Genomic DNA, 25,197 nt, shown 5'->3' on the forward strand with positions numbered 1-25,197 from the left:
CTGGCTCGGGCGATGCCGCAGGCTCGCGAAGGACTTCGAGAAAACCATCCAAAGCGCACAAGCCTGGGTCCTCGTCGCCAACATCAGGCTCCTCACCAGACGCATCGCAAGATATTGCTATCCCTCATAGAGTTTCGAGTCAGGCTCTAGGCGCGGACCTCGATCGGCTCACACCTGGACAAACAGCCCAGATGGACCTTCAGCGTTGTTTCGAAATGCTATTAAAGCTTGCCATCGTTTCGGCCTTCCCGGCGGGATTCTTGCTGATGTAGCAAAATCGATCTGATACAGGGCCTTTTCAACTGCCGAACACCTGTATAAAGATGCTCAAAAATTACAAATAACCAATTTATCTTTTTAAGATTTTATAATTCATCTTTTTTTCAAGAGATTATTGTCCAATATATAAATTACCTCTGTCCTATTTTTCGCTTTCAACTTTCTCATGACATTTTGTATATGCGCAACTACCGTCGATTCCTCGATATTTAGCTTTTTAGCAATAGTTTTATTTTTGTCGCCACGGCGCAGACAACCAATAATTTCGACCTGACGCCGAGTGAGGCCGGCACTATCCAAAAGGGTTGTCTCGGGCTTTGCTATGTCAGACAGAGACTTTCTCAAACTCTGCGGTGGAATGAAGCTACCTCCTGCAGAAATAAGGCGTATTGCAGCAAGCACGATATCGACACTCGATGTAGTTCCGATGAATCCTCTTGCACCAAGTTCAAGAGACCTGCTGACTTGGAAAGTATCCTCTATATCTGATATTATAATCACTTTGGCGTCACCGGAGACATCGCAGACTCGTGGCAAATCAAACTCGATAGTCCTACGAGCGTTCTCGTTACCCAATCCACACAGGATTACAACAGCGTTATCCTTTGTATTCTCCGAACTTTCCCATTCTCCAACAGAGCGGTATCCAAACACCCCGGACGATACATTTGCATTTTTCAAAGGTATCATCAGGCAATCCAGTAATAATGAACTCCTGCAAACTAGATGCAATTCGCCCAATGAGCTAATAGAGGAAGTTATAAATTGAGTAACAGCTCTACTATTATTCGAAACGTATTGAAGGGGACTTTCAAGGTTGCCCTGACTCTCTGCCTCAGCATCAGGTAGAATACCTAAGCTCTCTGCAATTTTTTCCATTCTCTCTTCTCCAACATCCTCGTGTCATCAAGGCATCTCACTTACGCAATTTTTCCCAGCATTTTCTGCAGTCCGCTCCTGATTTGGATCAGTTGTTTTCGAATCGAAAATAATAAAGCATACGAGTTCCATGGAGTTCGCAAAGAATCACGATTTTTTGTATTGTTTATATTGGTAATACGTGACCTATTTCACCCGGCGATACAAGCATTACGAGGGATTTTATCTATCACAAGTATCCGCGTTACGATATCGAGTGCGAATTATTCTGAATAGATAATCTGGAATGATATCTAAGAGGGTGAGCGAATAGCTTTGCGTTCCAGGTGCAGACAAGTCCCTGAAAGGCTACCGCCATTAGCTGCTACACAGCTTTTCTCCCACCTGCATCGGAGCCCCTCCATGCTTCTGCCGTGCAACCTCGCACTCGCCAGCAATCTTCCCAACGGCGCCGTATCCCGACCTGCGTCCTAAAGTCAGCTATGCCGCGTCAGGTTAAGCTAGGAGTAGCGGCTCATATACTGCCATTTGGCGGTATCATGCCGCAAAGGCAGATATGCCTATCTGTCCGCGAAGATCTTATAAAAAATTAGCTCGTTAACTATCGCCGCCTGAATGCTAATTTATAAAGGCAGGGCTGTCCGGTGGGCGCCCCCCACAGAACTTGACGTCATCAGAGTTCGGTATAATATTGCTTCTGCAACCATTCTCCTGACACGGGAGAAATCGGAAGTTGGGGACTTTATTCGCCAAGTCATTACCGCTCAGGTAGAGATCGGCGCGGATTTCGACCTTGATGACCTAACGATAACCGAGATTTGGGGGAGGTCTTCGGGCCTCCTCTTTTTTGTTGGCGCCGGCCAGACGGAAAACATATCGTGGGTTCGAATCCCGCCCCTTTCCTGCCAGTTGGCGAACGCGTCAGGTGCAGCGACCTAACATCCCCGCCGCTGCGCGCGGTCAGCGGATAGCACGACAGCAGCGAGGAGCCTGTATGTGGACAGGAACAAGATAATGCAACACTATGGTAGGTGACGCCATTTAATTCGGTAGATTCTTACTCTATTTACGTAAACGATGGTATCGTCGCACCGCGCGATGTTTCTAGATATATATTTTCCGTAGAGGGGAACCGCATTATTGCGGCGCCCCAGGGAATCGCTGCCGCAATGCGGATGATAGGTCCTCCACGACGACGCCACCCGGTCCGGTCGCGTTTAGGTCGCGCAGAGCGCTATACAGGATGGTGTGCATTTCAGGCGCACTGGTCACCACTGCTATCTTCTCGGCCACGGCCCCCTAATCGTTTGAAATCGGCCGCGCACCACGGCGAATTACTCGGCGATGTTCGTCGCCACGTCTTCAATGGACACAACACGCTCGGCCTCCCGTTTCCATCCCAGCCTCTTTAGCAGAACGCCGGAATACCTTTCGGGCTTGGCAGGCGAGCCTGCTGCGGCTCGCCCCGCGGCGCCAGTGCGTGCCCGCAAGAGCGGGATCGATTGTACCATCCGGCAATAGCTTCAGCTGCCCTGATTGAACTTTGCGTTGCGCCAAGGATCTCGCGCAGTTCTCGGCGCGCGCGAATTGTCGTTGGAGAAATTCTGTGGAGATGTCTCTCGAATTGGATTGATTGCGAAGCCCGCTGACAGGCTTTCGTTGCTTGCGCACGGGGGATGAGCAGCGGCGTCGATTTCGTGGTCGCGTGTGAATCTGAATAGCCCCTAGATTTGTAGACACCTTCTTTCCTAATTTTGAGGCAAGAAGAGCATCATGAGCAAATCGAATTTCAGCGAAGAGTTTAAGCGTGACGCGGTGCGCCAGATCACGGAGCGAGGCTATCCGGTTGCGGAGGTTTCGCAGCGTCTCGGCGTCAGCCAGCATTCGCTCTACGAATGGAAGAAGAAGCTTGCTGCGTCGAACGCCAAGGGCAACGACGAGGCCGAGGAGATCAGGCGGCTGAAGAAGGAACTGGCTCGCGTCACCGAGGAGCGAGATATCCTAAAAAACGATCACGGGCTTCGGTCCGCCTGTGCGCGGTATAAACAGGCCCGTGCTACGTTGCTGGCCGGAGGGGAGTTGCCGACTGCTTATTGGAGGCTTTCGACCCCGTTAAAAAACGTGGCACACGGGCTGTTGCGTACTTGAGAGTGGTGACGCCGTCTCGGCGGCGATCCCGGTTAGGAAAATGACGAACTTGTACGGCCCAGCCCCTCCCGATCCATCGGAGGAAAGGCCATGCCCAAGACAGGGTCATCCAACGCTCAGAACCTCGCGCGTATGAATCCCGGCGCCGCAGCGATCGACATCGGTTCCACGATGCATATGGCTGGGGACTGTCAGGAATTTTGTGTGTGGCCGGACGGTTGAACATATTTAGGCTGCGGCCTTTGAGAAGCGCTCACCGAACAAGACGGCGAACTGTGCTTTGGCCATGCACCACTCGCGCGGCGGCATAGTCCATTCTTTTTCCGAGCGGTTCAAGACCAGGAAGAGCAATTTCATGGCCGCCTCGTCGGTCGGGAAGTGTCCCCTTGCGCGCACGGCTCGTCGCAGCTTTGAGTTCAGCGCTTCGATGGCGTTTGTAACTGGTATGAGGATGGCGGTGCCGAAGTCCCTGCCGTGACTCATCGTCTTGGCCTATGGTGCGACCATCCGGGACAGAGGCACCGGGAGCACGAAGGTGCGGGCAGGCCGATGTATACGATGAGCTGTGAGCTCGTGTTAGTAGCTGGCCGCCTCTGCGACTGACCCGGTTGCGCTGAGAGCGCGGATCCGTAGTTGTCGTGTCGCCCGCCGCTCCCGCCAACTTGGCTGACAGGAGGCGTTTATGCGGCGCGTGATCGGCATAGATATTCACCGGACATTTGGTGAGATCGTCATCTGGGAAGAAGGTCGGTTGAGGCATGCCGGCCGGGTGGACATGACCCGGACGGCACTGGAAGGCTTTGGCAAGGAGTTGCGATCAACCGACGAAGTGGTGATCGAGGCTACAGGCAATAGCATGGCGGTGTCGCGTGTACTGTCCCCTTTTGTGCAGCGCGTGATCATCGCCAATCCCCTGCAGGTGAAGGCGATTGCCCAGGCTCACGTGAAGACCGACAAGATCGATGCCGGTACGCTCGCCAGCCTTTACGCGGCGGGCTATCTTCCAGAGATATGGACGCCTGATGCTGCAACGGAGCGGCGACGTAGACTGGCAGCTCGTCGCTTCCAGGTTGTTCGTCATCGCACGCGGATCAAGAATGAGGTTCATGCGATCTTGCACGCCTACCTCATTCCACGCTGTCCCCATGCCGATCTGTTCAGTGGCGTTGGCCGGACCTGGTTGCTGCGCCAGCCTGTGCCGCAGGACGAACTCATCGCCATTGAGCGGCATGTGCGCGAGCTCGATCGGTTGGCGGAGGACCTGGCGATCATCGACAAGGAGATTGCCGCTGACGCGCTCGATGATGCCGCCATTGCCCACCTGTTGACGATCACCGGTATCAATCTGACGGTAGCGGCAGGGATCGTTGCGGCTATCGGCGACATCAACCGTTTCTCCAGCCCACAAAAACTGGTGAGCTACTTTGGCCTCAATCCCCGTGTGCGTCAGTCCGGGCTGGGGGCGGCGCATCATGGCCGTATCAGCAAGGTGGGAAGAAGCCATGCGCGGGCCATGTTGGTCGAGGCGGCGTGGGCGGCTGCCAAGACGCCGGGCCCGCTGCATGCCTTCTTCGTCAGGATTCGAGCAAAGCGCGGGCATCAGATTGCAGCGGTTGCCCTTGCACGTAAGCTGACCGTGTTGTGTTGGCATCTCCTGACCAAACAGGCCGACTATCGCTGGGTGCGCCCCGCGCTGGTCGCCAACAAGCGACGTGCCATGGAACTCAAGGCTGGCGGGCGCCAACGCAAAGGCAATCAGCCTGGCCCCGCCCATGCCTACAACATCAAGACGCTGCGCGACCAAGAAATGGAGGTCGCCCGGAACGCCGAAAGGAACTACGAACAGTTTGTCGCCCAGTGGCAGACACGGCCCAAAAGGGTGCGCGGGCGCTCCAAGTCGGCAGGGCTATAAAGAGGCGGCCTGACGGAACTTGCAGCCGGCGTTCCGATCTTCGCCACGGAGTCGCTCGCGCAAGATCACCGTAACACAATTTGGCGGATGGGGTCTTGTCCATCTCATCCGTCGTGTAGATCAGCCTACGGACATCCTTGGGGAAAGCGAAGAACGGCACGACTTCGCTCCAGACCCGGCGCCAAGCCATGCCGATGGCCGGATATTTCTGGCCCCAGTAGCCGGCTTCGAAGGCGTCGAGCGCAGCCTCGGCCGCGGCAGCGTCGATCGCTCGATAGATATCCTTCAGGGCCGCCGCGACCAGCTTTCGATCCTTATAGGAGACAAAATCCAGGCTGTTTCGCAGCAAATGGACGATGCATGTCTGGATCGTAGCTTGCGGGAAGACGGCGGTGATCGCGTCCGGAAAGCCCTTCAGGCCATCGACGACGGCGATGAGCAGATCGTCGACCCCGCGGTTCTTCAGCTCATTCATGACCCGTAGCCAGAACTTAGCGCCTTCGTTCTGCTCGAGCCACATGCCCAAAATCTCTTTGCCGCCATCGTGTCTGACGCCGAGGGCGATATGAACCGCCTTGTTGCGGACCAGGCCTTCGTCGCGGATCTTGATGCGCAAGGCATCGAAGAAAACCAGCGGGTAGACAGGCTCGAGCGGCCGGGCCTGCCAGGCCGCGACCTCTTCCAGAACCGCGTCGGTGACCACGCTGATGAGGTCTGGTGACACGTCCACGCCGTAGAGTTCGCGCAGATGCCCGACGATCTGCCTATTGCTCATGCCACGGGCATACATCGAGATCACCTTGTCGTCGAACCCGGGAAAGCGGCGCTGATACTTGGCAATCAGCGCCGGATCGAAACTGCCCGCCCGATCGCGGGGCACATCCAGCGACAGCTTGCCGGTGTCGGTGATCACCGTCTTCTTGCTGTAGCCGTTGCGGCTGTTGCCAGTCTCGGCCTGCCCGCCGAGATGGTGATCCATCTCGGCATTCAGCACGCGCTCGGCCAGCGCCTTTATCAAGCCGTCCAGTAGACCGCCGGGATCGAACGCCGTTTTCGCATCGGCGCCGGCCAGCAACTGGTCCAGCATTACATCAGGAATCGTAGGCTCTTTGCGTCGGGCCATGGGAGATCTCCTTCGTTCCCATTATGCCCGGCCACACACAAAATTCCTGACAGTCCCTCTCGCCGGGATCAAGGCGCAGATTGGCTACAAACGCCGTCCCGGCATCTATGGCGGCATGCCTGCCGTCGCTATTGACAACACGCTCGACCGGCAATTTGACGTAGCGGCTCCGGACAAGGCCTGGGTCACGGACATCACCTACATCCGGACCTGCGAAGGTTTTGCTTATTTAGCCGTCGTCATCGACCTCTATCCCCGCCGGGTCATCGGCTGGGCGATGCAGAGCCGCCAAACCACGCACGTCATATTGCAGGCTCTGCTCATGGCGGTGTGGCGACGCAAACCGAAGGACAAGGTGCTGATCCACTCGGATCAGGGTTCGCAGTTCACCAGCATGGACTGGGCTTCGTTCCTCAGGCACCACAATCTGGTTCACTCGATGAGCCGACGCGGCAACTGCCACGACAATGCGGTGGCCGAGAGCTTCTTCAATCTTCTGAAGCGAGAGAGGATACGTCGCAGGGTCTACCGTTCACGCGATGAAGCTCGCCAGGACGTGTTCGACTACATCGAAATGTTCTATCAGGAACGGGATGCTGTCGCCCGTCGAGTTCGAGAAGCAGCAGAAAATCTAACCCGAGGGTGTCTACAAAACTCGGGGCTATTCAGTATCGTGTCATCACGACTATCGAAGAGGCTTTGTGCTTCTTGCTGAACCAATGGCCTATGGAGAACGGCGTAGCCTACGATGCAGTTCGCAAAGCCTGCCTGGAAGGGGCCAAAACAAGAATTGCTCCCGCAGGCACGTTAAGGTCGAGCGGAAAGTGAACATTGGGCAGCTGTTAGAAGAACTGGCGAGTGCTTGCGCAAGACATAACAGGCTCGTCTGCGACTGCCTCAGGCTTGCCTTCAAGTTCGGCCTAAACATCATTCATACGGCCCTTGCGAACAACGTCGCGGGCTGACAGCTCCGTCGGAATCCAAAGTCTTTGACTTCAGACAAATCACGGAGTTACCTGCTTCATGATGTCATTTGGATCAAACATTACATATTCCTCAGCAATTTGATTACCTTTCCATCTAGCAATCGTGGTAAAGAAGGTTTCGAAGTGCTTGCCGGTCGGCTTCAGCGTACTCCCATCGGGAGTCTGCATCGGTCCGGTGAACGTTCCACTTAGCTTTCCCATTGCCACGGTCCATTGGCCTTGACCGAATTCAACGTCATATGGATCGTTATGGACGCGCATGTCGGGAAACGCAGTGATGATTTTTTCGATTTCTTGGCGATGCGGCTGCCGGCCAGTGGTGACCCCGACGCCGAGCTGGAAAACCTTGACATTGTCGGTATGCATTTCATCCAGGAAACGGTGATAATTACGCGCATTGAAGGCGCTATCTCCTTCTCTCGCTAGGCCGAGGAGTCGAGCGGTTTCAGCGCTTGGCTTGCCCGTGCCAGTGAGACGATCCCCTTGGCCGGAGCTTTGTGACAAGCTGGCATCCGATGTTAGGAGCACAAATGTTCCTGCAATAGCTACATTGAGGAATAGTCTTGAGGTAGTCATCGGCGTTTCCTTACTGATGAGTTAGTTGTTACATCTAATGCATCCTCACCTAAGGGGAGGACGCGGCTCCTCGCATGTGATCTTGTTCAAGACGCTGAGGAAGCGCATGAAGGCAACAGTGCGTCCGGGCTTGGGGCATGATGAATGGAACCTGCCGAGACCTCGCCATCCCATGGGCCGGACAATCAGGCGCTGACGCCATGGATGAAGGTACTCAAAATATTAACTGCCCGCGCCGCACTAAGCTTGGACGGGTAGTCCGTTACTTTGCTCTTGATTAGCCCGCATCCATGACATGCCAACCGCCATCTACTTTAAAATCCGATCCAGTCACGTATTTCGATTCATCCGAGGCCAGATAGACGATCAGGTTGGCAACGTCCGAAGGCTCACCACGGGCACCAAACGGCACTTTCGATACCAAGAATTTTTCGGCATCCTGGATCGATACACCGGCCGACGCCGCGATATCTCCGATTATCCGATTGGTCATTGACGACCGGATCGAACCGGGGTGTACCGAATTACAGCGAACACGATTGCCATCCTTCGCACCGACCATCGCTATGCTACGTGCCAGGTGTTGGACGCCTGCCTTGCTGACTCCATAAGGTGTAGCGATGGATGTCGCCATGTAGGAGACGATCGAGGATAACAAGATCACCGATCCAGTGCCTTGCTTGAGCATTTCAGGAACGACTGCCTTACATCCCCAGAAACTCCCGGTGAGATTGACAGCGATCACACGATTCCAGTGGTCCGGTGAAGTATCGAGGCATGCCTCCTTCGCATCGCCGACAATGCCCGCGCAATGAGCGAGTATGTCGACCCGACCGTATTTTGTTATGACCCATGATACGAGTTCCTGCCACGCTTCGAGCGATGCAACATCATGGTTGCGATAGTCGCCATTTATCTCGCGCGCCAATATCTCGCCATGCAGATCAATGACATCGGTCAAGACGACCTTGGCACCTTCTTCAGCCAGCCTCCGGGCGGTTTCGGCACCGATACCGCCAACGGCACCGGTCACGATGGCCACTTTATCTCGAACGCGCATTCTTCTAACTCCCTATCCGTAGTTTTACTATGAGTAGGGTCGGCCAATCTGGAATAGCGACTTTCCAGGCCGCCGTGATTGCTGATTGTTCTGACCCAACCCTTGAGTATTCTGGCTCCATCGGCACATAACCATCGGCGCGTTGACGCATCCGGAAAAATGCTTGAGGTGTCACAACGGGAAAACAAGCACCACAAAACACTCAGATTCACTCGGGAAGCGGGCCACCGGTTGCGAACGCATGAGATATTCGCAGCAAGGTGGAGACCGCCCGGAATTCGGTGTCATCGCGTGGCCCATAGATCATCGCGATATTTGGGGGAAAACCGAAACGTCCAGCTACCGGATGCTGCTCCCCCCAATTGGCCGCATAGACTTTGTCGAGCACCTGCACAGGCAGATTCATGTGCAAGCTACCGTCCCAAATAGGGTGAACATGTGCAAATTCGCCGGGCGTCATGAACGCACACGGATCTCCTCTCCCGGCCAGAGTTGGCGCCAACAAAAACGCCGTGCTTTCTGGAACAGATACGCCGCTTTGGCCTAGGGTCACACCGGGAAGCTCGGCCCCAATCGCGAGCAATCTGTCACGCATGGCAGGCGGAGCAATCTGATCCAACTGCATATGGGGCGTACGGGGATTGGTTTTTGGTCGGCGGCCTTCACGTCTCTGAAGGTTCAATGTCTCGCAAATCTGGCACATGAGTATATCCTCGCTATTTCCCGGATTCTCGCCGAAGCAGACATATTGGACGCTGAATATTAGGTAATTTAGCGAGGCGGTGCCTTCTTGATTAGGTCAGGATTGGGATTGGAATTGCATATCATCAGTATGTAATCTATCCTTCGCGACCATGGATCGGTTGACGAGTCTGCAAGCATTTGTGCATACGGTGGACTGCGGCAGCATTGCGCGAGCAGCACGAGAGCTTCGCTTATCGGCGGTGATGGTGGGCAGGCATATCGCTTCGCTCGAGGATCAGTTCGGTACGCGTTTGTTACACCGCACGACGCGACGTCTGACGCTGACCGACCCTGGCAGAACTGTCTACAACACCGCACTACTCATCGTGAGGGAGTATGGTGGGCTCAGCCGCTCGATGGAATCCTTAAAGTCTGATCCGTCTGGGCATCTGCGCGTTACGGCTCCTGTAGCGTTTGCCGAAAAGGTTGGAGCGATTTTAGCGGATTTTTGTTCCACATATCCCAGTATTTTTATCGAAGTATTATGCGACGACCGAGCACTCGACATGGTTGAGCATAAGCTAGACTTGGCAATTCGGGTCGGCCGACTGCCGGACTCGGGACTGATAGCCCGCAAACTCGCTCCCGCACATGTGGTCGTCTGCGCAGCCCCCGCCTATCTGACGGCAAGAGGGATCCCCCTGACAATCGATGATATCTCCGATCATGACTGCGTAGCTTACGAGCATCAATGGGCCGGCGAGGGGTGGGCATTCTCGGATGGGCAGCGCGAGGTCACCGTCAAACTGGCCCATGTGAGCTGTCGATCGAACAATGCACAGGTACAACGCGCGTTTGTCCTGGCAGGCAAGGGACTTGCCCAGATGCCAGCTTTCATCGTCGAGGACGATATCCGCCAGGGGCGCCTCGTACCTGTATTGACGGCCCAGCCCATACTCGAACGCTGGATGCATGCGGTGTACCAACCAGGTGGCCCACCACCGCTAGCCATACGCGTCCTCGTTGATTTTCTGGTGACGCGCTTTAAGCCCGGATGAGCCTCACCTCCAACCATTGCCTCGACCATATGTCACGCGAAGCATTCAATGACTGCTCGAACAAGAACCACGGGCTGCCGGAATCGCCTGACCCAAGCCTCCGGCGTTACAAACTCCAATCCGGGGGCAGACCTGTTGGCCGCTAGCGCTCAGGGTGGCACACGAACGTGCCATAGCGGTGATTGCCCAAACAGACGAAATCGTTGATGCCGGTTATATGTAACGCTTTGTCGGAATCGAAAGCGGACAGCCCTTTGCTCCGCAAAGGGGTGTTGTTACTTCGCGATCTCCTTCCGTTGACTAGCATTACAGTTGCATATTTTGTTGATCTCTGAATCTCTGGATCACCATGATTCGGAGATCATGGATGATGACTGGCGCATCGATTGAGACGACGCTGGAGCTTTGGGTGTCGTCGTTGCGTGATGTAAAGGCTAGGATCGCCCCTCGTCCCTGGCGCCAGCAGGCGCTTCTTGGGCGCGGTCGCTGGGACGCCGATGCGTTGCGGGACATGGTGCGCGATTACGCGCTGGAGATCTTGGCCGACCCGGACGCCGTGATGGTTGTGGACGAAACCGGCTTTCTGAAGCAGGGCAAGGCCTCGTGCGGTGTGGGACGCCAGTACACAGGCTCGGCCGGCAAGATCACCAACTGCCAGATCGGCGTGTTCGCAGCCTACGTGTCGCGCCATGGCCATGCCTTCATCGACAGGGCGCTCTACCTGCCCAAAGCCTGGACGGGCGACACAGATCGGATGGCGGCGGCCCATGTGCCGCCGGAGACAGCCTTCGCGACCAAGCCTGCTCTGGCCTTGGCCATGATCGACCGTGCGCTGACTGCCGGCATCCCGTTTGGCTGGGTCGCCGCCGACAGCGTCTATGGTGTCGGCGACATCGAGATGGCGTTGCGCCGCGCCTGCAAAGGTTATGTGCTTGGGGTCAACGCCAATCATCATTTTGGGTCCTGGATCGGCAAACCGCCGGTCGCCGGCACAGCCGAGGAGATCGCAGGCGCACTCGATCCCGGGTTCTGGGAACGCTTGTCGGCGGGTGAAGGAACAAAGGGCGAGAGACTTTACGACTGGGCCTATTGCGAACTCGCTGACCTCGACGCGGCCGAATACGATGAAAGCCACTCGGGCCTTTGGACGCGGGGGCTTTTGATCCGCAAAAATATCGCCGATGGGGGTCTGGCCTTCTTCTCGACCTGGTGTCCGGCCGGAACCGAAATGGCAACGCTGGTCAAGGTTGAAGGCCACCGCTGGGCGATCGAAGACGCGTTCGAGACCGCCAAGAACGAACTCGGGCTCGACCACAACGAAACCCGCTCCTGGCATGGCTGGCACCGTCATGTCTCGCTCGTCATGCTCGCTTTCGCCATGATGGCGGCCATCCGCCATCGCGCCAACGCCGCATCTCCCCAAAAAAGCATCCGAGCCGTCCGATCGAGACTCATGCGGACCTGATCCGCTGGTCGGTCCAGGAGATCCGGCGCATCGCCGTCAAGCTCGCCCAACGCCGCTTAGAGCCGGCCCAGATCATTGCCTGGTCGCTCTGGCGACGAGCCCATCAAGCCGTCGCGCGACAAGCTCACATCAAATTAAAAACGCAACTGTAATGCTAGGTCGACATACGCGATCTCCATTCCGGCTGGACAAATCGGTGGGCTCTTCAGCACTGCCTTGCCGAAGGCGTCCAGTATCAGCTTAGTATCCTCAACAATGAAATGTATATGATTACCTATATCTCTATCATAGATCGTTTTATTGATGAGGATGTTTATTGTGCGTATAATTCTCCTTTCTGAAAATTCGTGTAGAGTATTATAAATTGTTGCCAGGGAGATGACATGGCGACGGTCGTTCAACTCGTCGTGGATGTCCTCCGCCGAGAAGTGACTTTTCTCCCGAGAAAGGATCATCTCCACGATCAGCATGCGCGGGCGCGTGCATCGCAGACCCTTTTCTTGAAGGAGGCTGCGCAATTTCCTATCGTGGAGCCCGCGCAGTTGGCTGTTGTCTTGATCAGGGTTGCAGGTCATCTAGAGTCCGATCGTAAGAAATTTGGATTTCGCTCGGAAGCAACATGGCGTGAACTGATCGTTCAGAGCGTGCTCTTCATCCGTCATGAAGCTGTCGCGATGATCGGGCTCGCTATCCAGGATCGGCAGCAGACAGGTCCTACAAATGCCCTGTTTGCAGCTCACGGGGACATCGATGCCGGCCTGATGGAGAACTGCAGCGCCGTGCGATCGGCCGGTGCGAGGAGTGTTTGCCCGGTAGTGGCGATTCTAAGTTCGAAACTGGCGTCGGTTGCCGCGGGCCTGATTTCGCCGGCTTTGAAAGATTCTACATGTAGCCAGTCCTCGGCGAAGCCGACCTTTCGCGCCTGCGCCAGACAGAGATCATTGAACGCCGCCGCGCCGCAGACATAGATATGCGTGCCCCTTGGCAGCCGTGCCACAAGCGATCGTATCAGCCTTGTATTGTGTGCCATGCACCTTGGCCCGACGCTCGGTCGTCATGCAGTTGAAGTCGGCGATGAGCGAGGGATCGGCTTTGGCAGCATGCCCCATCCAGATCCACAGGAGGCCATAGCGCTCCTTGATTGGATAGGTGACGACCTGCGCCGCCCGCGGAATCATTCCCTCGCCGTAGTGGTTCTCAACGCATGCACCGGCACAATTGAACTTGAGCCCGTGATAGGCACATTCGACTTCGCCGTCGATTGGGTGGCCCATGCTTAGGGGAACCTGCCGATGGGGGCACAGATCCTCCGGGGCACAGGCGGTGCCGTCCCGCTTGCAATAGATGACGACAGGCTTGTTTAGGATCGTGCGCTCAAACAGCGAGCGCCCCACATCCGCGCTCCAGGCCGCAGCGTACTACGCGTTTTTGGTGAAGTTCATAGTCGTCCTCCCATGCTGAGTTCCCGCGACTTGCTTGCAGTCGCCCAGGGACCCGTCGTGAAGCTGTTGATCCGACGTCGTCGGCGTTCGTTTGCACCCTTCGAAGCTCTCTCAAACTGTGAGTTCGGTTGGCGATGCATCCATCTTGTCAACCGCCGAAGACTTGGGCAGTGCCTCCAGCTCCGCCCACTTTTGGCGCGCGGCCTTGAGGCTGCGCTCGCGGATAGGACCGAAACCGCGGATATTTTCCGGCACCACCGCGATAGCCAATGCTGTTGTAAAGCTCTCGCGGGTCAGGCCGACTAGCGCACGCTCGATCAGGGCTCGATATTCGGTGATCAAGGCACGCTCGGTGCGGCGTTCCCGGCTGTAGCCGAACGGATCGAAGATCGTGCCCCTCACCCTCTTGAACTTGGCAAGCATCCTGAGAATCGGCATGAGCCAGGGCCCGAAGCTCAGCTTGCGTGGCTCTCCGCTCACCTGATCCCTCCCGGCCAACAAGGGCGGGGCCAGATGGAAGCGCAACCGCCCTTCGCCCTCGAAGGTCTCCTCGAGCTGACGGCGGAACGCAGCGTCGGAGTACAGGCGAGCGACTTCATATTCGTCCTTGTAGGCCATCAGCTTGAAAAGATAGCGCGCGACCGCTTCCGCCAACGCACCCGTTTGGCCGAGCACCGAGTTCTCTCTTTCACTCACCCGGTCGACGAAGGCACGGTAGGCTATTGCATAGGTGGCGTTCTGATATTGCGTAAGGAAGCCGACGCGCCGCTCCACGATCTGATCGAGAGATTGCGATGCCAATTCATCCCGCCGGGAAGCCTCGGTTACCGGCGCTTCGAATGCTTCGGGGTCGGCGGCGGCAAGACGGCCAAGTCGAAACGCGGCCCGGTTCATAGCCACAGCCGTGTCGTTGAGCGTGATGGCTCGGTCGATGCTGGCCGCCGTGACAGGGATTAGCCCGCGCTGCCAAGCATAACCGACCATAAACAGGTTCGTGGCTATGGCATCCCCGAAGAGGCTCGTCGCGACCCTGGTCGCGGCAATCGTTTCAACCTGGGCGGCGGCGGAGCGAACCAACTCGACGAGCCGGGCTCCTGGGATACGCAGATCCGGATCGCGGATGAACGCGCCGGTGATGGTTTCCTCGGAATTGAGCAGGACATGGGTCCGGTCCTTCCCCATGACACCGAGCGCCTCCTTGCCGGCGGCCACGACAAGATCGCCACCGATGACCACGTCGGCTGTTTCCATGGAAATGCGCGCGGCGTGCAGCTCGTTCGGCGCCGACGCGAAGCGCAGATGCGTCGTGACCGGCCCACCTTTCTGGGCCATGCCCGCCATGTCGAGCGTCGAGCATCCCTTGCCCTCCAGATGGGCCGCCATGGCGAGAATGGCCCCAATGGTAACGACACCGGTGCCTCCGACGCCCGTGACCAAAACGTTCCACGGCCCCCCCAAATCTGGCCGGGCAGGCTCCGGAATCGGCCGCGACAACATGGCTTCCCGGTCGGCATGTCCCGATCTACGCAGGCTGACGCCTTCGACGGTAACGAAGGAGGGGCAGAACCCTTTCACGCAGGACAGATCCTCATTGCAGGACGATTGATCGATGCGGCGTTTACGCCCGAATTCGGTCTCGACCGGAACGACCGACAGGCAATTGGACTTCGCCGAACAGTCGCCGCACCCTTCGCACACTAGCTCATTGATGATGACGCGTCGTTCGGCGGCGGGTTTGGGATCGCGCTTGCGGCGACGGCGTTTTTCGGCGGCGCAGGTCTGATCGTAGATGATGACCGAGACAGCGGAAATCTCCCGCAATTCGCGTTGGACGGCATCGAGATCGTCGCGGTGATGGATTGAGACGCCGGAAGCGAAGGGCTCGCCGCCGCGATATTTCGCAATATCGTCGGAAAGGACCGCGATACGCTCGACCCCCTCGGCCCGGACCTGATGCGAGATGCGTTGGGGATTGAGCGTGCCGTCATGACGTTGGCCGCCGGTCATCGCCGTCGCGTCATTGAACAGGATCTTGTAGGTGATCGCGACTTTTGCCGCGACGGCAGCACGAATCGCGAGAAGGCCGGAGTGGAAATAGGTTCCGTCCCCGAGATTTTGAAAAACGTGCCGTGCCGGCACAAAGAGCGCTTGGCCAATCCAGGTGGCGCCTTCGCCGCCCATGTGAGTATAGGTGGCCGTGTTACGATCCATGGCCTGTGCCATCCAATGGCAGCCGATGCCGGCGAGAGCCCGGCTGCCTTCCGGAACCCGGGTGGAGGTATTGTGCGGGCAGCCTGAGCAGAAATAAGGTGTTCGCTGCATGGGCGCCGTGCCTCGGAGCGCGCTGCCTTCGAGTGCTGGCAAGCGGCCGATACGCTCCTTGAGATCGGCATCCTCAACGAGCGACAGGAGCCTTGTGGCGATGGCACGGGCTATTCTGGGCGCGCTCAGGTCGTCATGGGCCGGTAGGATGATGCGGTTGTCGGCGTCGCTCTTGCCGTAGACGCGCGGTCGCCGGTCTGCGGGCAGATTATAGAGGATGTCCTTGACCTGCGCCTCGATCAGCGGCCGCTTTTCCTCCACGACGAGCAATTCCTCCACGCTGGTGGCAAAGGCGGCGATCCCCTCCGGTTCCAGCGGCCAGACAAGGCCGACCTTGTAGATGGACACACCGATCTCGCGGGCGCGCCGCTCGGAAATACCGATTTCATCCAGGGCCTGACGAACATCCAGATAGGATTTGCCAGTGGTGACGATACCTAGCCGTCCACGCGAGCCGCCGAACCTGACACCATCGATACCGTTGGCGCGGGCGAACGCCAAGACGGCCGGCAATTTGAGAGCATGCAGCCGCCGCTCCTGTTCTTGGGGGGTATCCGGCCAACGGATGCCCAAGCCGCTTGTGTGCATCTCGAAATCGGTGGGCGTCCTGATCGCAACGCGCCCGGAGCTTACCTCCACCGAGGCGGAAGAATCGACCGTATCGGCGATAAGCTTGAGGGCGGACCAGCAGCCAGAGTAGCGGGAGATCGCCCAGCCATAGAGGCCGAAGTCGAGAATTTCCTGCACGCCGGCAGGGTTTAGCACGGGGATCATTGCATCCACCAGTGCATATTCGCTCTGGTGCGAAGTGGTGGAAGACTTACAGGTATGGTCGTCGCCGGCAAGCAGGAGCACGCCGCCGAACGGCGCCGAACCAGCAAGATTACCATGCCTCAAGGCATCGCCCGAGCGGTCGACCCCGGGGCCCTTGCCGTACCACATCGCGAAAACGCCTTGCTTATGCGCTTTCTCCATAAGGTTGATCTGCTGGGTGCCGAGCACGGCCGTCGCCGCGAGATCTTCGTTGATGCCGGCTTGAAAATGAATGTCGGCGGCTTGCGCAAAGCGCCGCGCCCGGTCAAAGGCCAGATCGATGCCGCCAAGGGGCGAACCACGATAGCCGGTAACATAGCCCGCCGTATCGAGGCCGGCGGAGCGGTCGCGCCAACGTTGCATCATGGGCAAGCGCACCAGCGCCTGCGTACCGGTCACGAAGATGCGGCCGTCTTCCTGAAGATATTTGTCGTCGAGCGAAATGGCGTGCATGTTCGTCTCTTGAGTTGGGCCGTGGCTGTCATAGCCGCGTGCCTTCGATCAGTTCAGCAGCGCGCTGTGCGAAACGGCCAGCCAAAGGTGCTACCTTCGCGGCGTCGGACGCGCTGGCGCTGCCGGCAATTGCCCTGTCCCCAATGCCGACGAAGATCACGGCGAAACGGAACAGTGCAAAAATCAGGTGGAAAGGCAGCAGGGGGCTGCTCGGCCCTGAGTGGGCGAAATAATGGTCGAGAAACTCGCCTTGGCTCGGGATACCCAGTTGGCACAGATCGCAGCCGATGAGCCCGCCATATTCGTCCGGCGAGGTATGCCAGGACATGCAACAGAATCCGACATCAGCCAGCGGATGGCCGAGCGTCGAAAGCTCCCAGTCGAGGATGCCGATCACCTCGGGGCGTTCCGGATGGAATATCAGATTGCCCATGCGGAAATCGCCATGGGCGATGGACATCTGGCCGTCGTCCTGCGGGAGATGGATGGACAGCCACTCACCAACCCTCTCGAGCACGGCAATCTTCTCCCCCGGCGATTCTCGGAGCTGCCTTGTCCAGCGGTGAACCTGACGTTCGAAATAATTGCCCGCTCTCCCGTAATCGACCAGGCCGACATCGGCGGGACGAATGGAATGCAGCCTTGCCAGCGCATCGGCCATGGCGAAATAGATGCTCCGCCGCTCCTCGCGGCGCACGTCTGGCAAGGTGCAGTCGTGGAAGACCCTGCCGTCCAGGCGTTCCATCAGATAGAAGGGCGTTCCGAGCGGCGTGCTGGCGTCGTGGAACAGAACGGGTTTCGGCACGGGCACATCGGTCGTGGCGAGCGCTGCGATCACGCGGTATTCGCGATCGACCGCGTGCGCGCCGCGCAGAACCGCGCCCACTGGCTTCTTGCGTAGGACCATGCGCCGTCCAGCATAGTCGACGAAATAGGTCGGATTCGACTGACCTCCGACAACCCGCTCGAGCGACAGCTGCCCTTCGCCGAAATGCACTTGTAGGAAGCTCTTCAACTGCGCGGGATCGAATTCCGAGCTGCTCATGGGCTTAGCTCCCCTCGCCATGACGCATGCCGCCCACTGCCGAGGCTTCGACGTTCCAGCGCCAGAATCCGGCGCTCTCCTTGTCGAGCATTCGGCTGAGCACCATCTTGTGGACCTCGTCAGCGCCATCGACCAGGCGAGCCTGCCGGGCATAGCGATAGATCCATTCGAGCACTGTATCTTTCGAATAACCGCGTGCACCGTTGATCTGAATTCCGACATCGGCTGCCGCATGCAAGGTGTTCGCAACCTCAATCTTGGCCATGGATACTTCCTTGCGGGCAAAGCCACCGCGATCGAGTTCCCATGCCGCCTTCATCACCAGCAGGCGACCGACTTCGATGCGCAGGGCGATGTCGCCGAGCATGAGTTGGATGCTCTCCCTGTCGGCGAGGCGCTGACCGAAACCGTGGCGTTCGCCGGCATAGGCCCGGGCGATTTCAATGCAGCGCTTGGCAAGGCCGAGCCAGCGCATGCAGTGCGTAAGTCGGGCAGGGCCGAGCCGGACCTGGGTGACCTCGAGGCCACGCCCTTCACCGCCGAGCAGGTCTGCGGCCGGAATTCGCAGGCCATCGAACTCCAGCTCGCAATGGCCGCCATGTTCTTCGGGGCCCATGATTTCGATGCGCCGCAGAATGCGCCAGCCAGGTTGGTCCTTGTGAAACAGGAAGGCCGACAGGCCATGGCGCGGATCGTCGGAGGTGCGGGCGATGAGGATGAAATGGCTGGCCTCCTGAGCACCGGTGATGAACCATTTCCGGCCACTGACGACGTAGTCATCGCCAAGCCGTTCGGCCTTTGTCGTGATCATCGAGGGATCAGAACCGCCACCGGGATGCGGTTCTGTCATCGCGAAAGACGAGCGAACCTTGCCTTCGACGATCGGGGTCAACCAACGCTGCCTTTGCTCTGGTGTGCCCAGTGCCTCCAGCACCATCATGTTGCCGTCGTCCGGTGCCGCCGAATTGAACACCACCGGACCGAAAATCGAACGGTTCATTTCCTCGTAGCACACGGCAAGATCGGTCTTGCCGAGGCCACCACCACCGTTTGCTGCGCGCAACTGCAGGCACCACAAACCGGCTGCCCTCGCTTTCGCCCGCAACCGGTCGAGCAACTGCAACACGATGTTGCCGTGATCGTCATAGGATGACCTGTCGTCTTCGAGTGGCAACAGCTCGCGCTCGACGAAGTCGGCGATACAAAGCCGGAGGCGCTCGGTGCTGGCGGGAATGTCAAAATTCATGGCACGGCCTAGAGGGTCGAGACGAGATGACCGCCATCGACCTCGATGGTGGATCCCGTCATGTAGCTGCCGACATCCGATGCGAGCAGCAGCAGCGGGCCGCTGAGTTCCTGTGGCCGGCCAAGACGGCGTAGAGGAATGCGCCTGACCAACCGCGCCCCGGCTTCCGTTTCGAGAAAGACCCGGTTGATGTCCGTCTCGAGATAGCCGGGACAAAGGGCGTTGACGCGGATGCCATAGCGCGCCCACTCCAGGGCGAGCGATTTCGTCAACTGGATCATACCGGCCTTCGAGGCGGCATAGGCGCCGACATTGCCGGCGACACGGTGGCCGAGGATCGATGCGATGTTGACTATGGCGCCGCCACGGCCCGAACTGCGCATACCGCGCGCGACTGCCTGCGCAACCAGGAAGGCGCCTCTGAGATTGGTGTTGTGCACGAGATCCCAGTCGGCCTCGGCCTGTTCGAGAGCGTCAGCGGCGCCGACGACGCCGGCATTGTTGACGAGAATGTCGAACGGCCTTTCCTGACCGGCAAACACTGCCGCAATCGATCTGGGGTTGGCGACGTCCATAACGAGGATATTCGCCACACCGCCCGCGGCGCGGACCTTCACGGCGGCCGCCTCCAACTCCCGCAGTCGGCGTGCCGCAAGTGTCACCTGGACACCGTGGCGAACCAGAAGTTCGGCGAAGTGGAAGCCAAGCCTCCCAGAGGCACCGGTGATCAACGCTGATTTTCCCTGCAGATCCTCAAAAGACATGGGTGCTCTCCCGTGCGGCATCAGCACTCAGGGCTGACTGTCACCGATTTCATTGCAGTGGCGACGCCGCAGCGATAACCGGTGAAGTCATCCGGCCGATACCGGTGGCCTCCATCTCAACGCGATCGCCGCTCTTCAAAAACAGTTTCGGCACTTGAGCGAAGCCAACACCCGTCGAGCTGCCTCTGGAAATGATATCGCCGGGCTGAAAGGTTATCCATTGAGAATAATATGAAAGTATATCTCCAATACTAAAACTCGAATTTATGACATTATCCTTTTGCATGATCTTGCCATTTAGGCGAAGTTCGAAATCAATATCATGAGGGTCATCGATTTCATCTGAAGTTGCGATGCAGGGGCCGATGGGACAGAAACTTCGATATTGCTTGCCAAGAATATTTGTCTCCGGCTTGCCGGCGGCGAACTCCTCGATCCAGTCGCGTGCCGAGACGTCGTTCATGAGCGTGTGGCCGACGATGTGATCGAGCGCTTCCTTCTTCGACACATTGTGGCAAGTCCGGCCGATGACGAACGATACTTCGCACTCCCAATCGACCATTGCCGGTGCGTTCTGCGGCAGGACGATGGGTTGGCCATCGCCGATGATCGCATTGGTGTTCTTGAAGAATGCTGGCGGGTTTTTCATCGGCGGCGGCATTTGCCTGAGAGCTCCGGCCTCGACCATTTCGATGATATGGGCTTGATATCCTCCTCCAGTTGCCAGAACGACGCGCGGCCGGGGGATCGGCGCGAGCAGGCGCGTCGTGCCGGCTGGCGTCAGAGCTCCTTCCTCTCGCAGTTGCTGCCTCATGCGATCGTCGGCATCCTCGAGGGTCTTGATCAACCGGTCGACCGTCGCTAGGCCGTCCGGCCCGCCCTCGAGAATTCCCATCACCGTGGAGGGAATCCAATTGGCAACCGTCGGGCGCCCGAGATTCCGGACCAGTGAGAAGTTCAGGATCTCGTCGCCGACGATGGCGCCCGACTGGCCGTCGCAGCTTGTGTTGATTGTTACTAGGCGCATGGGATCCTCCCCGTCAGGGTCTGTGTCAAAGATCGAGCACCAGCTTCTGCCCGGGCAATGCCCGCGAAACGCAGATCTGCATGGCTGAATTGCTTGCCTTGGCGTCGTCGTCGAGTATCTCGTCGCGATGATCGATCTTGCCGCTCAGAACTTTCGTTCTGCAGGTGCCGCACCAGCCTTCCTTGCAGATCCAAGGGCAGGCGATGCCATGCGCGACGAGCACATCAAGGATGGATTTGTCGGACGGTACGCTGAAAGTTAGGGCGCTGCGCGAGAGTGCAATCTCGAAGGTCTGATCATTGGCTAGCCGAGCATTTGCCGCCGGTTCGGAGGTGGGAGTAAAAATCTCGAAGTGTACCGCGTCCGCGGGCCAGGCTTTCGCGGCGAGACGGGCAGCATCGATCATCGGCCGCGGCCCACATATGTAGACATGCGCATTCCGCTGGCGATTGTGCAGAAGCTGAAGGAGATTGAGCCCGCGTGCCGGATCGCCGCCGTCGTGGTGAAAGACGATCCGTTCCTTGAGCCGGCCGAACAATTCCCCATAGAACGCTGTATCGCCGGCATTGCGGGTGCAGTAATGCAGGGTGAACGACTGCCCGAGCGTGTCGAGACGGTGGGTCATCGACAGGAGCGGGGTAATGCCGATGCCTCCGGCGATTAGGATATGCTCGCTGGCCGACTCATTAAGCGGGAAGGTGTTTTTCGGCAATTCCGAGAACAGCCGATCCCCCTCGCGTACACTGTCGTGCATCCAGGTCGACCCGCCCGTACCGTCCCGCTCACGCAGGACGGCGATAACATAACGGTGGCGCTCGGCTGGGTCGTTGAGCAGCGAATAGCGCCGCAATTTGGTGCCGGCGGCAAGAACTCCGAGATGTGCCCCGGCCTCGAATGACGGCAATTCGTCACCGTTCGAGGCAACGAGCTCAAACGCCTTCACCCTCGGCGTCAGCATCGTGACTGATCGCACCAGCAGTTCCAGAACGGGCGAGCTGTTGAAATAGGTCATGTCGGTTCTCCCTGGCTCATCGAGCGGCGGGGTGCGACGGTCTCGCAGTATGGTGGAGTGCATCGTCATGCCTCGATCTGCTGGGGTGGAAGGCGAGGATGGCGATCCACACAGACCAGCGCCGCGCAGGCGAGCAAGGCGGTGCCTATCAACACCCACAGTCCGGGGGCATATCCGCCCCAGCGTGCAAGTGCCTGGGCCAATACATAAGTTCCGGCCCCGGCTCCAAAATAGAAGACGGAATAGAGCACGCCATAGATCTTGCCGTATGCAAACCGGCCGAAATACATCATGATGAAATAGGCCATGACATCGGCTTCGGCACCAATTGCGAGCCCGACCAGGAAAGAACACAGGAAGACGATGTTCCCGGTGGGGGCCGTCGTGTAGATCAGCAGCGCGATGATTGGCCCGACCACGAAGCCGATCATCAGATGGGGCGCAAAAATCCGGTCGAGCAGATAACCGCCGAGCAGGCGTCCGAGGATCAGGGCAATGCCGAATGCGGATTGCACATGGGCGGCCCGTTCGGCGGAGTGGCCGAAGCTGATGAGCATCGGCACCTGATTGGCCAGGAGCCCCGTTGTGAAGGCGCCTAGAAGCAGGAATGCGATCGCCGCACATAGGAAGTTTTTCTGCGTCAGCACTTGGCGCAGGGTGAATCCACGCCAGTCTGCAGCGGCAACCGTCTTGGCGGACAGCACATTCGTGCCTAGACCATCCTTGCCTTGTTGCAAGTCCGACGCGTGATTACGGAGCAGGAAGAGGGCCGGCACGAACGTAAGGAGGACGGAAAGGCCCCCCAGCAACGCGAACGCGCTTCGCCAGCCGTGGCCCGCGATCCAGTATTGGGCAAGCGTCGGTAGGATCGTAGCGCCGAGCCCGCTGCCGGCGCTGACGATGCCGATCGCCAGCCCAAGGCGTTTATCGAACCATCCGGCGGCTGCCTTTGCGTAGGACGCGGGATAAGTGCCGACACCAACAAGGACGAGCAGCACGACGACCACACAATAGACCGGCAGGGAGGGGGGCAGGAAATACAGCGAGGCAAATCCGGCGGCAAAAACCGCACTCGAAGGCAGGAGAACCCGCCGGACGCCGAAATGATCGACAAGAAGGCCTTGCAGCGGTGAGGCGACGACGATTGTCCAGGCAATGAGCGTGGTGACGGAGGCGACCTGCGCTACCGGCCATGCGAATTCAGCGGATAGCGGCGTGATGAAGACGCTCAGCGCGAAGAACAACAAAGCTGTCGTGCCGAATCCCTGGCCTAAAACACCAACTGCTACAACCCACCAGCCCCTGAATATCGTCTTCGGGTGGATCTGAGCGGGTAGTTTCACAAACTCGACCATCGTATTGCCTCCCCCAGCCTCGTTATTCTTGCCTGCCAGGATTCCCACCGTGCTAACGTCAGCACAGAAACTTGTCGTTGCTTGCCCCCTTGGCGCCTCATAGCAGCCGAATTGAACGGGTGCGTCGAGCCGCTCGCCGAGTCGCGTTTGCGCGAACGGCTTTGGTCCTCAGGGGCTGAACGAACGTGATGTTTGTGCCCGGCCGCAGGCCGGCTGACAGCCTATTCCGCCGCTGTCGCCGGTTGCTTGGGAGTGAATACCGCCTCGAGATGATCGAGATCGAGACCCTGGCCAAACGGAGGCTCGCCCCGTTCGTAAGCGTGTACGGCGTTGATCAGGGTTCTGCGGCCCTGAACCAAGGCGCGATCGGTCGGGGCCAGCACATCGCGCGACCGATCGGCACGGCCCTGGCTCTCGACGACCATGATGTCCTCAGCCAGGATGGTGACGCCGCCCATGCCCATGATGCCGACATAGCTTTCGCCGCTTTCCATAGACGCGCGGTTCTGTCCCCAACGGTTCGCCGGCGTACGTTCGCCCATTCCCTCCATGATGTCATCGAGATCAGGGCAATCCCCCAGAAATTTCCAACCGTAGCCGTCGGACTTCAGGGGCGTGTAACGATTATAGAAAACCATCCATAGCAAACAATGATCGTCGTCGATCGGAATACTGATCTGTACTGCCTTGTCGTCTGTCTTCGGAGGCGTGATCGTATGGAACAGCATGAACGGAGCGACATAGTGATGATTGGTTTCCTTTGCCGCATCAGCGTTGGTATAGGTGAATCCGTAATCGGTCTGAGTCACGCGCATTTCAGGATAGTCGAACTCCAGCCCGCCGGCCCGGCGCCCCGTCTTCGAGAAATAGACCTTCGCACGGGACGAGGCCCGGTTCGTCTGATTATGCAGGATCTGCGCGTGGAAAACGTCCCACAGTGTTTCGAGCGGGTGCAGCCAGCTGCAATTTACTACCGCTGTCGCAGCCAGAACGTGACTGTCGGGTAGATTGGTGAAAGGCAGAATCGGAAAGGCCGGCTTTTCTCCCTTACCGAACCATGCCCAGATCATGCCTTGGCCTTCCCGCACTGGGTAACCACGCGACGGGAGGTTGTGAAGGTCTGCGTCCGCCGGATGAGTTGGTGCCTCCATAACCTCGCCGGACGGCGCCATCAGCCAGCCATGATAGATACAGCGCAGGCCGCATTCCTCGACGCGGCCGAGGGCCAGTGACGCACCGCGATGTGGGCAAGCCTCGTCCATAACGCCGACTTGGCCGTTTGGGGTGCGGAACGCCACGAGACGATCGCCGAAAATCGTAAGACGGTGTGGCCTATCGCCCACGCGCAACTGAGAGGAGCGCAGGATTGGCACCCAATATTGACGCATAAGACTGCCCATCGGTGTGCCACGCCCGGTTTGCGTGATGAGCCGATTGTCGCTCTCGATCAGCATTTCCGTCTCCCAAACTGTCATTTTTGTCTTGATGACCGGACACTACTACCAGGCAACACCATAGTCAAAAAAATTTTTGAACTTTTATAAATGG

The 25,197-nt window shown here is 58.2% G+C and carries 18 protein-coding genes and 6 pseudogenes; 8 read left to right on the plus strand and 16 right to left on the minus strand.

The genetic code is table 11. The features are described 5' to 3' along the window. Positions 1-130: pseudogene (locus AB4037_RS32690) on the plus strand (IS5/IS1182 family transposase); the annotation flags it as partial. A gap of 242 nt (positions 131-372) precedes the next feature. On the opposite strand, the gene AB4037_RS32695 reads toward AB4037_RS32690, so the two are convergent. Continuing rightward, complete coding sequence (locus AB4037_RS32695) at positions 373-1,158, minus strand: LuxR C-terminal-related transcriptional regulator (RefSeq protein WP_441774375.1); 786 nt, start codon at positions 1,156-1,158, stop codon at positions 373-375. A gap of 1,773 nt (positions 1,159-2,931) precedes the next feature. Between AB4037_RS32695 and AB4037_RS32700 the strand changes: the two are divergent. Further along, a pseudogene (locus AB4037_RS32700) lies at positions 2,932-3,192 on the plus strand (transposase); the annotation flags it as partial. A 342-nt stretch (positions 3,193-3,534) separates the two neighbouring features. Here the strand turns inward: AB4037_RS32700 and AB4037_RS32705 are convergent. Then, positions 3,535-3,753: pseudogene (locus tag AB4037_RS32705) on the minus strand (transposase); the annotation flags it as partial. 253 nt (positions 3,754-4,006) lie between these two features. Between AB4037_RS32705 and AB4037_RS32710 the strand changes: the two are divergent. Continuing rightward, positions 4,007-5,185 (plus strand): annotated as a pseudogene (locus AB4037_RS32710) (IS110 family transposase); the annotation flags it as partial. Here AB4037_RS32710 and AB4037_RS32715 read toward each other — a convergent pair. Further along, positions 5,091-6,341, minus strand: a complete 1,251-nt coding sequence (locus tag AB4037_RS32715; protein WP_441774376.1) for an IS256 family transposase — start codon at positions 6,339-6,341, stop codon at positions 5,091-5,093. The pseudogene AB4037_RS32710 and the gene AB4037_RS32715 sit on opposite strands and share 95 nt — an antisense overlap. A 58-nt stretch (positions 6,342-6,399) precedes the next feature. Between AB4037_RS32715 and AB4037_RS32720 the strand changes: the two are divergent. Together AB4037_RS32720 and AB4037_RS32725 are read left to right on the plus strand one after the other, a co-directional pair. Then, positions 6,400-6,976: pseudogene (locus AB4037_RS32720) on the plus strand (IS3 family transposase); the annotation flags it as partial. Between the two features lie 7 nt (positions 6,977-6,983). Next, positions 6,984-7,169 carry a DUF982 domain-containing protein gene (locus tag AB4037_RS32725; RefSeq protein WP_441774377.1) on the plus strand — a complete coding sequence of 62 codons (186 nt, stop codon included), beginning with the start codon at positions 6,984-6,986 and terminating at the stop codon, positions 7,167-7,169. 176 nt (positions 7,170-7,345) lie between these two features. Here the strand turns inward: AB4037_RS32725 and AB4037_RS32730 are convergent, their stop codons facing one another. The 3 genes from AB4037_RS32730 to AB4037_RS32740 all read right to left on the minus strand — a co-directional run bounded on the left by AB4037_RS32730 (position 7,346) and on the right by AB4037_RS32740 (position 9,666). Further along, positions 7,346-7,903, minus strand: a complete 558-nt coding sequence (locus AB4037_RS32730) for an ester cyclase (RefSeq protein WP_441774378.1) — start codon at positions 7,901-7,903, stop codon at positions 7,346-7,348. Positions 7,904-8,180: 277 nt separating this feature from the next. Continuing rightward, positions 8,181-8,963, minus strand: a complete 783-nt coding sequence (locus AB4037_RS32735) for an SDR family NAD(P)-dependent oxidoreductase (RefSeq protein ID WP_441774379.1) — start codon at positions 8,961-8,963, stop codon at positions 8,181-8,183. 208 nt (positions 8,964-9,171) lie between these two features. Further along, on the minus strand, positions 9,172-9,666 hold the full coding sequence (locus AB4037_RS32740) for a luciferase domain-containing protein (protein WP_441774380.1): 495 nt from the start codon (positions 9,664-9,666) through the stop codon (positions 9,172-9,174). A 151-nt stretch (positions 9,667-9,817) separates the two neighbouring features. On the opposite strand from AB4037_RS32740, the gene AB4037_RS32745 reads away from it, so the two are divergent. Together AB4037_RS32745 and AB4037_RS32750 are read left to right on the plus strand one after the other, a co-directional pair. Continuing rightward, entirely contained in the window at positions 9,818-10,705 is an 888-nt protein-coding gene (locus tag AB4037_RS32745; protein WP_441774381.1) for a LysR family transcriptional regulator, read from the plus strand. A gap of 349 nt (positions 10,706-11,054) precedes the next feature. After that, positions 11,055-12,170 (plus strand): IS701 family transposase, encoded by a 1,116-nt coding sequence (locus tag AB4037_RS32750; RefSeq protein WP_441774382.1) that lies wholly within the window; start codon positions 11,055-11,057, stop codon positions 12,168-12,170. A 134-nt stretch (positions 12,171-12,304) separates the two neighbouring features. Here the strand turns inward: AB4037_RS32750 and AB4037_RS32755 are convergent, their stop codons facing one another. After that, a complete protein-coding gene (locus AB4037_RS32755) occupies positions 12,305-12,640 on the minus strand; it encodes a Fur family transcriptional regulator (protein WP_441774419.1) in 336 nt (111 codons plus the stop codon). On the opposite strand from AB4037_RS32755, the gene AB4037_RS32760 reads away from it, so the two are divergent. After that, complete coding sequence (locus AB4037_RS32760) at positions 12,554-13,138, plus strand: hypothetical protein (RefSeq protein ID WP_441774421.1); 585 nt, start codon at positions 12,554-12,556, stop codon at positions 13,136-13,138. The two genes, AB4037_RS32755 and AB4037_RS32760, sit on opposite strands and share 87 nt — an antisense overlap. Here the strand turns inward: AB4037_RS32760 and AB4037_RS32765 are convergent. From AB4037_RS32765 to AB4037_RS32805, 9 genes and pseudogenes are all read right to left on the minus strand, one after another. Continuing rightward, entirely contained in the window at positions 13,109-13,564 is a 456-nt protein-coding gene (locus AB4037_RS32765) for a Rieske 2Fe-2S domain-containing protein (protein WP_441774383.1), read from the minus strand. The two genes, AB4037_RS32760 and AB4037_RS32765, sit on opposite strands and share 30 nt — an antisense overlap. Before the next feature lie 159 nt (positions 13,565-13,723). Beyond that, positions 13,724-17,203: pseudogene (locus tag AB4037_RS32770) on the minus strand (indolepyruvate ferredoxin oxidoreductase family protein); the annotation flags it as partial. Between the two features lie 25 nt (positions 17,204-17,228). Then, entirely contained in the window at positions 17,229-18,245 is a 1,017-nt protein-coding gene (locus tag AB4037_RS32775) for a phosphotransferase family protein (protein ID WP_441774384.1), read from the minus strand. A 4-nt stretch (positions 18,246-18,249) separates the two neighbouring features. Next, a complete protein-coding gene (locus AB4037_RS32780) occupies positions 18,250-19,491 on the minus strand; it encodes an acyl-CoA dehydrogenase family protein (RefSeq protein WP_441774385.1) in 1,242 nt (413 codons plus the stop codon). 8 nt (positions 19,492-19,499) lie between these two features. Further along, positions 19,500-20,255, minus strand: a complete 756-nt coding sequence (locus tag AB4037_RS32785) for an SDR family NAD(P)-dependent oxidoreductase (protein ID WP_441774386.1) — start codon at positions 20,253-20,255, stop codon at positions 19,500-19,502. Between the two features lie 49 nt (positions 20,256-20,304). Beyond that, a complete protein-coding gene (locus AB4037_RS32790; protein WP_441774387.1) occupies positions 20,305-21,282 on the minus strand; it encodes a fumarylacetoacetate hydrolase family protein in 978 nt (325 codons plus the stop codon). A 25-nt stretch (positions 21,283-21,307) separates the two neighbouring features. Continuing rightward, positions 21,308-22,294, minus strand: a complete 987-nt coding sequence (locus AB4037_RS32795) for a PDR/VanB family oxidoreductase (protein ID WP_441774388.1) — start codon at positions 22,292-22,294, stop codon at positions 21,308-21,310. Between the two features lie 65 nt (positions 22,295-22,359). Beyond that, entirely contained in the window at positions 22,360-23,649 is a 1,290-nt protein-coding gene (locus AB4037_RS32800) for an MFS transporter (protein WP_441774389.1), read from the minus strand. A 221-nt stretch (positions 23,650-23,870) separates the two neighbouring features. Then, a complete protein-coding gene (locus tag AB4037_RS32805) occupies positions 23,871-25,103 on the minus strand; it encodes a Rieske 2Fe-2S domain-containing protein (RefSeq protein WP_441774390.1) in 1,233 nt (410 codons plus the stop codon). Between the last annotated feature and the right edge of the window lie 94 nt (positions 25,104-25,197).

Source organism: Labrys sp. KB_33_2, assembly GCF_052114505.1.
Lineage (GTDB): Bacteria > Pseudomonadota > Alphaproteobacteria > Rhizobiales > Labraceae > Labrys.